Source organism: Saccharopolyspora sp. NPDC045941 (assembly GCF_056431445.1).
The window spans coordinates 20015-30974 of the sequence record NZ_JBWKKU010000094.1 but is presented as its reverse complement, the minus strand read 5'-3'; the positions used below and the strand labels follow the sequence as shown (position 1 = coordinate 30974).

7 protein-coding genes are annotated in these 10960 nt (G+C 71.4%); 6 read left to right on the top strand and 1 reads right to left on the bottom strand.

Annotation, left to right across the window (positions count from 1 at the left end; genetic code table 11):
• Positions 1-120: 120 nt before the first annotated feature.
• Positions 121-1317 carry a PQQ-dependent sugar dehydrogenase gene (locus tag AC07FN_RS42145; protein ID WP_478400723.1) on the bottom strand — a complete coding sequence of 399 codons (1197 nt, stop codon included), beginning with the start codon at positions 1315-1317 and terminating at the stop codon, positions 121-123.
• A 155-nt stretch (positions 1318-1472) separates the two neighbouring features.
• On the opposite strand from AC07FN_RS42145, the gene mfd reads away from it, so the two are divergent.
• The 6 genes from mfd (at position 1473) to AC07FN_RS42115 (ending at position 10759) form a co-directional block, all read left to right on the top strand.
• Positions 1473-5069 (top strand): transcription-repair coupling factor, encoded by a 3597-nt coding sequence (mfd, locus tag AC07FN_RS42140; protein WP_478400722.1) that lies wholly within the window; start codon positions 1473-1475, stop codon positions 5067-5069.
• Between the two features lie 216 nt (positions 5070-5285).
• The gene (locus tag AC07FN_RS42135; RefSeq protein WP_478400721.1) at positions 5286-6983 is read left to right on the top strand and encodes a BCCT family transporter; all 1698 of its coding nucleotides are present in this window, start codon (positions 5286-5288) and stop codon (positions 6981-6983) included.
• 152 nt (positions 6984-7135) lie between these two features.
• On the top strand, positions 7136-7681 hold the full coding sequence (locus AC07FN_RS42130) for an AMIN-like domain-containing (lipo)protein (RefSeq protein ID WP_478400720.1): 546 nt from the start codon (positions 7136-7138) through the stop codon (positions 7679-7681).
• Positions 7682-7773: 92 nt separating this feature from the next.
• On the top strand, positions 7774-8697 hold the full coding sequence (locus tag AC07FN_RS42125; RefSeq protein WP_478400719.1) for a SurA N-terminal domain-containing protein: 924 nt from the start codon (positions 7774-7776) through the stop codon (positions 8695-8697).
• A 138-nt stretch (positions 8698-8835) separates the two neighbouring features.
• Positions 8836-9852 (top strand): nucleoside triphosphate pyrophosphohydrolase, encoded by a 1017-nt coding sequence (locus tag AC07FN_RS42120; RefSeq protein ID WP_478400718.1) that lies wholly within the window; start codon positions 8836-8838, stop codon positions 9850-9852.
• 121 nt (positions 9853-9973) lie between these two features.
• Positions 9974-10759: a lytic transglycosylase domain-containing protein gene (locus AC07FN_RS42115; RefSeq protein WP_478400717.1), complete on the top strand. Its 786-nt coding sequence runs from the start codon at positions 9974-9976 to the stop codon at positions 10757-10759.
• Positions 10760-10960: the final 201 nt, after the last annotated feature.

Sequence of the window (10960 nt, the reverse complement as noted above, 5' to 3'; positions counted from 1 at the left end):
ATACATAAGTCAGGGCACCCACAGACCAGGGAGCCTCTGAGGTTCCGCTACCCGCACCGCCACGCAAAACGAGGCTGGAAAAGCCTCATTGAAATTGCGGATATCCGATCTCTGGGTGGGTCAGGTCGTGGTGATGCGGAGGACCTTGTCGTCGGTTCCGTTGGACGTCGTCACGTAGAGGGCTCCGTCGGGTCCTTGGCGGGCCGCTCGGAGCCGGCCGTGGGTGTCGTTCAGCTCCGGCGGGATCGACACCTCGTCGATCGCGCCGTCCGGTCGCACTTCGAAGAGCAGCAGCTTGCTGCCCTTGAGCGCGGTGACCGCGAGCATCCCGTCGAAGCGGCCCCACTGCGAGCCGGTCAGGAACGCCGCCGCGCTGATCGCTTCGGTGCGATCGCCGGACGACCAGACCGCCTTCACCGCGTCCGGGAAGCGGTGCAGGTCGGTCATCGGCACCGACTCCTCGTAGCTGCGTTCGGTCCCGCCGCGCGACGGGTCCCAGCCGTAATTCCCGCCCGGCCGCAGCAGGTTGATCTCGTCGTCGACGTCCGGCCCGTGCTCCGCGACGAACACCTGACCGCCCGGCCGCGGCGCGACGCCCTGCGGGTTGCGGTGCCCGTAGGTGTACAGCAGCCGCTCGCGCGGGTTCGGCGAAGCGATGAACGGGTTGTCCGGCAGGGGCGCGCCGGTGTCGATGTTCATCCGCAGGACCTTCCCGCCGAGCGAGCCGCGGTCCTGCGCGATCGCGGGCCGCGCCGTGTCCCCAGTGCTCACCAGCAGCGCGCCGTCCTCGGCCACCGCCAGCCGGCAGCCGGAGTGCCGCCCGCTGGGGTTCACCGGCAGCCCGGTGAGCAGGTCGCCGACCCGGTCCGCCCGCGAGCCGTCCTCGGCCAGCCGCCAGGTGATCAGCCGGACGTCGACCGCTGCGCCGTTCTCCTGGTGCGTCTGGCAGGTGATGAACCGCCGGTTCTCGGCGAACGACGGGTGCACCAGCAGGCCCATCAGCCCGCCTTCGCCCTCCGCGAGCACGTCCGCGAGGTCCGCCTGCACCGGCCGCACCAGCGCTCCCGGCCGGTGATCGGCGAGCAGCACGAGCCGGCCGGGGCGCTGGCCGACCAGCGCGGTGCCGTCCGGCAGGAACCCGATGTCCCAAGGATGTTCCAGCCCGGCCGCGACGACCTCGACGCGCAGCGCCGACGGTCCCGGGGCGGCCGTGCTGACCGGTGCGGGCCGATCATCGCTGCTCGCGATGGCGCAGCCGGTCAAGGCGCCGATCAGCGGGAGCAGCAGAGCGATCGCGGCGAACCGGCGCATGGGCATGCGCACAGTGTGACACCGGCCATGCGGTGCGTTCGGGTCGTCGCGTTCGTGTCGCACCGGAGTCGTAGTCTGGAACCCGTCGCCCCTGCGGTCTCGGCGTTCGTCCCGGGCAGGGGTGTGCCCGCATTCGCCATGTCTTGCTGCGAGGTAGCTCCATGAGCCAGGCCGGTCCCCTGCGCGGACTGCTCGAAATCGTGCTGCGCGATCCCGCCATCCGGCAGGTCGTGGCGGCGGCCGGGCGTCCGCGCCTGGTGCTGGAAGGCCCTGTCGCGGCCCGGTCGCTGACCGCCGGCGCGCTGGCCGCCGAGGGTGGTGCCGGGCGGCCGGTGCTGCTGGTCACCGCCACGGGCCGGGAGGCGGAGGAGGCCGCGGCGGCGCTGTCGGACCTGCTCGGCCCGGTCGGCATCGAGGTGTTCCCGTCCTGGGAAACCCTGCCGCACGAACGACTTTCGCCCCGCGCCGACACCGTGGGCCGGCGGCTGTCGGTGCTGCGCCGCCTCGCGCATCCCGAGGAGCACGCGCACGGCGCCGTCCAGGTGCTGGTGACCACGGTGCGCAGCCTGATCCAGCCGATCGCGCCCGGGCTCGGCGAGCTGGCGCCGGTGCGGCTCGCGGTCGGCGTCGAGCACGACTTCGAGGAACTCGTCGAGCGGCTCGCGTCGCTGGCCTACGACCGGGTCGACATGGTCGAGAAGCGCGGCGAGTTCGCGGTGCGCGGCGGCATCGTCGACGTGTTCCCGCCGACCGAGGAACACCCGCTGCGGGTGGAGTTCTGGGGCGACGAGGTCACCGAGATCCGCCCGTTCGCCGTCGCCGACCAGCGCTCGCTCGCGGACTCGCCGAGCACCGAGCTGTTCGCCCCGGCCTGCCGGGAGCTGCTGATCACCGAGCCGGTCGCCGAGCGCGCCGCGAAGCTCGCCGAGCAGCACCAGACCGACACGCACCTCGCCGAGATGCTGGAGAAGATCGCCGGCGGTGCCCCGGTGGAGGGCATGGAGGCGCTGATCCCGGCGCTGTGCGAAGGCGAGATGCGGCTGCTGACCGACCTGGTCCCGGCGGGCACGCACGTGCTGCTCGCCGATCCGGAGAAGATCCACGCCCGCGCCGCCGACCTGGTGCGCACCGGCCAGGAGTTCCTGGAGGCGTCCTGGATGGTCGCCGCCGACGGCGGCAAGGCGCCGATCGACCTGGGCGCCTCGGCCTACCGCAGCCTCGCGGAGGTCGCCGAGCACACCCGCTCGATCGACCTGCCGTGGTGGCCGCTGACCCAGCTGACCAGCGAGGAGGGCGAGGACGACGACGACGTCATCCGGCTCGTCCTCAAGCAGGTCGACGCCTACCGCGGCGAGATCGAGCGCGCCTTCACCGACCTGCGGGCGCACACGGCCGCCGGCGGCGCGGCGGTGCTGGTGCTGGCCGGTACGGGCACCGCCCAGCGCGCGGTGCAGCAGCTGCGCGAAGCGGAGCTGCCCGCGCGGCTGGCCGAGGACGGCCTGGCGGCGGAGCCGGAAGCCGGCCTGGTGACGGTGGTGCGCGGCGGGCTGGAGGACGGCTTCGCCGCGCCCGGGATCGCGCTGGTGGTGCTCACCGAGGCGGACCTGACCGGCGGCCGGGGCGGCACCTCCACGAAGGACATGCGCCGGATGCCGTCGCGGCGGCGCAACGCGGTCGATCCGCTGGCGCTCAAGAACGGCGACTTCGTCGTGCACGATCAGCACGGCATCGGCAAGTACGTGGAGATGGTGCAGCGCACCGTCGCCGGTGCGACCCGCGAGTACCTGGTGCTGGAGTACGCGGCGAGCAAGCGCGGCCAGCCCGGCGACCGGCTGTTCGTGCCGACCGACCAGCTCGACGAGGTCAGCCGCTACGTCGGCGGCGAGGCGCCGTCGCTGAGCAAGCTCGGCGGCTCGGACTGGAAGAACACCAAGGCCAAGGCGCGCAAGGCGGTCAAGGAGATCGCCGCCGAGCTGGTGCAGCTGTACGCGGCCCGGCAGTCCTCGCCCGGGCACGCCTTCGGCGGGGACACGCCGTGGCAGCGGGAGCTGGAGGACGCCTTCCCCTACACCGAGACCGGCGACCAGCTGGCCGCCATCGACGAGGTGAAGGCGGACATGCAGCGCCCGGTGCCGATGGACCGGGTGATCTGCGGCGACGTCGGTTACGGCAAGACCGAGATCGCGGTGCGCGCGGCGTTCAAGGCGGTGCAGGACGGCAAGCAGGTCGCCGTGCTGGTGCCGACGACGCTGCTCGCCCAGCAGCACCTGAACACCTTCACCGACCGGATGCGGTCGTTCCCGGTGGCGGTCAAGGGCCTGTCCCGGTTCACCGACCCGATGGAGTCCGAGGAGACCATCAAGGGCCTGGCCGACGGCGCGGTCGACATCGTGATCGGCACGCACCGGCTGCTGCAGACCGGGATCCGCTACAAGGACCTGGGCCTGGTGATCGTCGACGAGGAGCAGCGCTTCGGTGTCGAGCACAAGGAGCACATCAAGGCCCTGCGCACGTACGTGGACGTGCTGACCATGTCGGCGACGCCGATCCCGCGGACGCTGGAGATGAGCATGGCGGGCATCCGCGAGATGTCGACCATCCTCACCCCGCCGGAGGAGCGGCACCCGATCCTGACCTACGTCGGCGCGTACGACCAGAAGCAGGTCGCCGCCGCGATCCGGCGCGAGCTGCTGCGCGACGGCCAGGTGTTCTTCGTGCACAACCGGGTGCACGACATCGAGAAGGTCGCGCGCCAGCTGCGGGAACTGGTGCCGGAGGCGCGGATCGTCACGGCGCACGGGCAGATGAACGAGGACCGGCTGGAGAAGATCATCCAGGGGTTCTGGGAGCGCGAGCACGACGTGCTGGTGTGCACCACGATCGTCGAGACCGGCCTGGACATCTCCAACGCGAACACGCTGATCGTGGACCGCTCCGACCTGCTCGGCCTCGCCCAGCTGCACCAGCTGCGCGGCCGCGTCGGGCGGGCGCGGGAGCGCGGCTACGCCTACTTCCTGTACCCGCCGGAGAAGCCGCTGACCGACATGGCGCACGACCGGCTGGCGACCATCGCGCAGAACTCCGAGCTCGGCGCGGGCATGGCGGTCGCGATGAAGGACCTGGAGATCCGCGGCGCGGGCAACATCCTGGGTGCCGAGCAGTCCGGGCACATCGCGGGCGTCGGCTTCGACCTGTACGTGCGGCTGGTCGGCGAGGCCGTGGACGCGTTCCGGCGGCACGCGGGAGCGGAGCCGGGCGAGGCGGAGGAGGAGCTCACCGAGGTCCGGGTCGACCTGCCCATCGACGCGCACATCCCGCACGACTACGTGCCGGGGGAGCGGCTGCGGCTGGAGGCGTACCGCAAGCTCGCGGCGGCGTTCGACGTCGAGGCGCTGGAGGCGGTGCGAGCGGAGCTCGTCGACCGGTACGGGCAGCTGCCCGAGCCGGTGGAGCGGCTGCTGAAGGTGGCGCGGTTCCGGCAGATCTGCCGCGAGCACGGGGTCCGCGAGGCGACCCTGCAGGGCGCGTCGCTGCGGCTGGCGCCGCTGGAGCTGCCGGACTCGAAGCAGGTGCGGCTCAAGCGCCTCTACCCGAAGGCGGTGTACAAGCCGACGGTCCGCACGGTGTCGGTGCCGAGGCCGACGGAAGGCGCGGCGGGCGGCCGGATCGGCGCGCCGCAGCTGCGCGACGAGGCGCTGCTGGACTGGTGCACCAAGTTCCTGGAGGACCTCACCACCGCCCCGGCCCCGGTCGCCTGAGCGCCGAGAGCGCGACGTTTCGCCTGGTGAAGCGCCCGTGAGCGCTTTGGGGTGCTATGGCGCCCCAAAGCGCTCACGGGCGTTGCGCGCCCGGCCGCGGCCTCGCGAAGCTGCGATCTCCCAGGTGGGCGCAGCCGTGCTTCTGAGTTGCCGGGATCCCGCCCTGGCGTGACGGTTGATCCGGCTTCGCAGGGCGTCACGAGGAGGCGGGGCATCATGACCAGGAAGTCCTCGGAACCGAAGAAGGCGGGCAGCGGCATCCCGCAGTCCCCCGCCGCGTTCGCCGTCGAGCATGCGCCCCGCACCGACTTCGTCGTCTTCGGGGTCACCGCCGCGATCACCGTCTTCTTCGTCTGCTGGGGCGTGTTCTCCACCGAATCGCTGGCGCGGATGTCGTCCGCGGCGCTGTCCTGGCTGGTCACCAACATCGGCTGGGGCTTCGTGCTCGCCGCCACCGGGTTCGTGGTGTTCGCGCTGTGGCTGGCGATCAGCCGCTACGGCGCGATCCCGCTCGGGCAGGACGACGAGCAGCCGGAATTCCGCACCGTGTCGTGGATCGCGATGATGTTCAGCGCCGGCATGGGCATCGGCCTGATGTTCTTCGGCGTCGCCGAGCCGCTGGCGCACTTCGTCAAGCCGCCGCCGGGCACGGTGCCGCCGCTGAGCGAGGCGGCGGTGGAGACCGCGATGGCGACGTCGCTGTTCCACTGGACGCTGCACCCGTGGTCGATCTACGCGGTCGTCGGGCTGGCCATCGCCTACGGCAGCTTCCGGCGCGGCCGCAAGCAGCTGATCAGCGCGGCGTTCACGCCGCTGCTCGGCAGGCGCAACGCGGAGGGGTGGGTCGGCAAGCTGATCGACATCCTCGCGCTGTTCGCGACGCTGTTCGGCTCCGCCGCGTCGCTGGGGCTGGGGACGCTGCAGATCCAGAGCGGCATGCAGTCGGCCGGCTGGATCGCCGGCGTCGGCACCACGATCCTGGTGCTGATCATCGTGGTGCTGACGATCTGCTTCATCTTCTCGGCGGTGTCGGGCGTGGCCAAGGGCATCCAGTGGCTGTCCAACATCAACATGGTGCTCGCCGCGTTGCTCGCGGTCTTCGTGTTCGTGGTCGGCCCGACGGTGTTCGTCCTCGACCTGCTGCCCACCACGATCGGCGTCTACCTGCGCGACTTCGGCGAGATGGCCTCCCGGTCCGGTGCCACCGGCGGCGCGGCGATGAACGACTGGCTGTCCAGCTGGACGATCTTCTACTGGGCGTGGTGGATCTCGTGGACGCCCTTCGTGGGCATGTTCATCGCCCGCATCAGCCGCGGCCGCACCATCCGCCAGTTCGTCACCGGCGTGATCCTGGTGCCCAGCGCGGTGAGCCTGGTGTGGTTCGCGATCTTCGGCGGCAGCGCGATCCGGGTGCAGCAGAGCGGGGGCGACGTGTACCGCAGCGGCGGCGAGGAGGCGCAGACGTTCGCCGTGCTGGACACGCTGCCGCTGTCGGCGATCACCACGGTGCTGGTGATGATCCTGGTGGCGATCTTCTTCGTCTCCGGCGCCGACGCGGCGTCGGTGGTGATGGGCACGCTGTCGCAGCGCGGTTCGATCGAGCCGAAGCGGTGGATGGTGGTCTTCTGGGGCGCGGCGACGGGCGCGGTGGCCGCGATCATGCTCATCGTCGGCGGCGAGAACGCGCTCAGCGGCATCCAGAACCTGACCTTCCTGGCGTCGGCGCCGTTCGCGGTGGTGATGGTGCTGCTGTGCGTCGCGCTGATGAAGGACCTGCGCGAGGACCCGATGATGCAGCGCGGCATGAAGGGCGCGCAGGTGCTGGAGCAGGCGGTCATCCACGGAACGGAGCGCCACGGCGGGGACTTCCAGCTGGAAGTGGGCCCGGCCGAAGACGGTTCGAAGGGGTCCTGACCGTCCATTGGAGATGGTCCACTGAGGATTCTGGTCCCCGGTGCGGTGCATCGCGCGCCAGATGTCCGGAAGATCAGTTCGGTGCGATGCGGAACCTCGCGTGCCGGTGTGCGTCTATGGGAGAAAGGCGTTCCCGGCGAGAGGTTCTGACGATGTCGTTGCGCAGCAAGCTGGTTCTGGCGACCGGTTCGATCGCGCTGTCCGCGCTGGCGTTGACCGGATGCGCCGCGGGCGCCGAGACGCCGGCCCCCGCGCCCGCGGCCGGTGGTTCCGCGCCGATCGGTGGCGTGTCCAACCTGACGTCGTCGGCCACCAAGCCGGAGATCCGCGCCGGTGTGCACGGCAGCGAGGAGCGGGTCGTGTTCGACTTCAGCAAGCTCCCGAACGCTTCGGGCCTGAAGGTGATGAAGCACGAGATCAACTCGCAGTCGCCGGCCTGGGGCGGCTCGGGCGAGCCGGTCGAAGGCATGACCGGCAAGGAGTTCCTGCACATCTACGTGGAGATCGCCGACCAGGACCGCAGCACCGCCGGGCCCGAGCAGTTCGGCCAGAAGCTGGCGAAGAGCGCGGTCGTCAACGACAACTCGCACGGCACCGGCGAGCTGACCATCGGGCTTTCCCAGGGCGTCGACTACGAGGTGCTGGTCGAGGGCGAGAAGGTGATCGTCAACATGGCCGAGGGGCCGTTGGGCCGTTGAGTCCAACCGGCGTCACGAGCGTCGACTTCGGACTGTGTCGAGGCTTCACCGGAACGTGACTTCGTGAGAGGGTGCCCGCTGTGAGGTTCCGCATGCCGCGCCACGGGCGCCTTCTCGCATCGATCGCCGCAGCCGGCCTGCTGCTCGCCGGTTGCGGCTCCGGCCCCAGCCAGGTCGGTGCCGCCGCCATCGTCGGCGAAACCCGAATCCCGGTCTCCGAGGTCCAGTCCTGGTTCGGCGAGGTGCTCGCGAAGGAGCCGGACCTCAAACCGCAGCTGCAGCAGCAGGGGAACCTCGACGAGCTCGGCAGGCAGCTGGCCGCGCAGCTCGTCCGGCAGGAGCTGGTCGACCAGGCGGCCCGCGACGAGCGGCTGACCGTCACCGATCAGCAGATCACCGACCGGATCAACCGGATGGGTGGTCCGCAGGCGGCGACCGAGGGCAAGATCTACACCCCGCAGAACCTCCGCGAGGTGGTCCGGACCCAGCTGCTGACGACGGAACTCGGCCGCAAGTACTTCGACCGGCTGGAGATCACCTTCGACTACACCCAGGCGACCACGCGCGGCGAGGCCGAGGAGAAGGCGCGCCGCATGGCGCAGGGCCCGGCGGAGGCCGCCGCGGTCGTCAACGAGGCGGCCAGGGCGGGCGTCCCGGCCGCGCTCGACCAGAAGTTGCGCGCCACCGACAGCCCGCAGCTCGCGGCCTCGACGCCGCTGTTCGGCGCGCAGCCCGGCACGGTTCTCGCCTTCGAGCCGGAGCAGAACTCCGGCCAGTGGCTGATCGCGCGGATCAAGGAGCGCCGCACCGACGCGCCGCCGATGCCGGCCGCGGGCGGCGCGGACGACCAGACGCTGCAAGGTGTCGGCGCGTACCTCCTCGGCATCACCGCGGACCGCGTCGGGGTGCGGCTCAGCCCGCGCTACGGCACGTGGGACCCGGTGGGCCTGACCGCGGTCCCGAGCAAGGGCGAAACCACCGGATTCCGCATCACCGGCCGACCCGCGGCCGGCTGACCTCGGGGGTCCGCGGTTTCAATTGAAACCGCTGACCTCGTGTCCGTGGTCTGCGGTTTCAATTGAAACTGTTGGCGGCGTGACCAACGCCTCTGCACCGGTGCCCACGGCATGGGTTGCGGCTGGGACAATCGCAGCATGAGGGAGGTCCGAGTGGCGGAAGGTTCTGCGGTCGTTCTGGTCGACGACCGGCTTGGTGAAGTCCTACCGGCCGCGGCGTTGCCGCTGCTGCGCAGCGCGGCCGCCGTCTACGCCGAGCCCGGTCTCGCGCCCGCTACGCGCGCGGCGCTCGACGCTCCCGCCCCGCCTCCGGTGGCGGACCTGCTGGCGCAGGCCGCCCGGGAACCGGTCGTGCTGATCGCCGGCGAGCTCGGCTCCGCCGAGGCCGACGGCTTGCGCGCCGCTGGTGCACGGGTGATCGCCGCCCCGCCGCCGGCCGGGATCGAGCTGCTGGACGCGGTGACGGTGATGGACCGGCTGCGCTCGCCCGGCGGCTGCCCGTGGGACGCCGAGCAGGACCACGACACGCTGCGCAAATACCTCGTCGAGGAGACCTACGAGCTGCTCGACGCGATCGACCTCCGCGATCGGGAGGCGCTGCGCGAGGAGCTGGGCGACGTGCTGCTGCAGGTCCTGTTCCACGCGCGGGTGGCGACCGAGGACGCGGCCGATCCGTTCGACATCGACGCCGTTGCCGCGGGCCTGGTCAGCAAGCTCGTGTCCCGGCACCCGCACGTCTTCGCGGGCGACCCGGAGCTGCTGGACGCCGAGTCGCAGCACGCCCGCTGGGAAGAGCTGAAGCAGCGGGAGAAGCAGCGCGAATCCATTGTGGATGGTGTTGCGCTGGGGCAGCCCGCGGTGGCCCTGGCCGCCAAGCTGGTGCAGCGCGCGGACCGTGCCGGGATCCCGGCGGACGCGATGCCGCGTGGCGAAGCGCCCGGTGAGGCGCTGTTCGGCATCGCCGTGCAGGCGAAGCTTGCCGGTCGCGATCCGGAGGACGAGCTGCGCGCGGTCGCGCTGGCCTTCGCCGAGCGCATCCGGGCGGCCGAGCGGCGGGCCCGCGAGTCCGGCCGGGAGCCTGCGGCGCTCTCGGCGGCCGACTGGCGGGAGCTCATGTCTGATTTGCCGGACCCTGCGGGTGTGCGCTCGGAGTAGTGACGCACACTGATCGCGGGCGCGTCGGCTGACGAAACGGCGACTCGCGGCGATATCTCTCGATGGGGCATGCCTGCTGGATCGGCGCCCCGTGCATCTGGGTGCGTTGAGGAGGTTGCTCTTGCCGCGTCGGTTATGGCTGCTGCTGGCTCCCGTGATCACGTTGTTGGCGTCTTGCGCGCCGCAGGTTCCGGCGTCGTCGACGCGGAGCAGCGGCGAGTTCACGCTGCCGTCCGCGGTCGCGCCGCCCGACCCGGGCGTTGATCCGCCGTCGGTGCGGCTGCTCGCACTGGGCGGGCCGCCGCTGCCGGTGAGCGCCCGGCCGCAGGGGCAGCTGGCCGGCTGGGCCGAGTCGATGTCCGACGAGCTCAACATCCCGCGCGCCGCGCTCCAGGCCTACGGCTACGCGCAGCAGCTCATCGCGGCGAACTCGCCGAACTGCGGCCTGAGCTGGTCGGTGCTCGCCGGCATCGGTGCGGTGGAATCCAGCCACGGCCGCTACGGCGGGGCGCGGCTGGACGAGACCGGACGGCCGAGCATCCCGGTCATCGGGCTGCCGCTGGACGGCAGCACCGGGGTCAAGCGCATCCCGGACACCGACGACGGCGAGTTCGACGGCGACCAGGTGTGGGATCGCGCGGTGGGGCCGCTGCAGTTCATCCCGAGCACCTGGCGCGACTGGGCGTACGACGCGGACGGCGACGGAGTCGCGGATCCGCAGGACATCGACGACGCGGCCGTCGCGGCCGGCAACTACCTGTGCAGCGTGGGCGGCGACCTGCGCGATCCGGAGCGGTTCTGGAAGGCGCTGCTGACCTACAACGAGAGCCGCAGCTACGGCCAGGAAGTGCTGGACTACGCCGACTACTACGGCAAGGCGAGCCGCCGCATCCCGACCGAGGGCTGAGCACCGCGACCCCGGCCAACGCTCGCCTGGGCATCCCGCAGTTTCAATTGAAACTGAGCACCCCCGGAACCGAACACCTCTCGTGCGGTCTGCGAGGAGGTCTCGACGTGCTTCGGGCCTTCCAGAGCGGCGTGGCGAGCGCCGTCCGGGGCGTGGAACGACTGATCGGACGCTGGAGGTTCGGGGCTACTAGCAAGTAGC

Excerpts from the sequence above, each read along its gene's own strand:
- AC07FN_RS42125 (WP_478400719.1), top strand. The coding sequence starts at position 7,774 with ATGCCGCGCCACGGGCGCCTTCTCGCATCGATCGCCGCAGCCGGCCTG.
- AC07FN_RS42135 (WP_478400721.1), top strand. The coding sequence starts at position 5,286 with ATGACCAGGAAGTCCTCGGAACCGAAGAAGGCGGGCAGCGGCATCCCG.
- AC07FN_RS42145 (WP_478400723.1), bottom strand. The coding sequence starts at position 1,317 with ATGCCCATGCGCCGGTTCGCCGCGATCGCTCTGCTGCTCCCGCTGATC.
- AC07FN_RS42130 (WP_478400720.1), top strand. The coding sequence starts at position 7,136 with ATGTCGTTGCGCAGCAAGCTGGTTCTGGCGACCGGTTCGATCGCGCTG.
- AC07FN_RS42120 (WP_478400718.1), top strand. The coding sequence starts at position 8,836 with ATGAGGGAGGTCCGAGTGGCGGAAGGTTCTGCGGTCGTTCTGGTCGAC.
- mfd (WP_478400722.1), top strand. The coding sequence starts at position 1,473 with ATGAGCCAGGCCGGTCCCCTGCGCGGACTGCTCGAAATCGTGCTGCGC.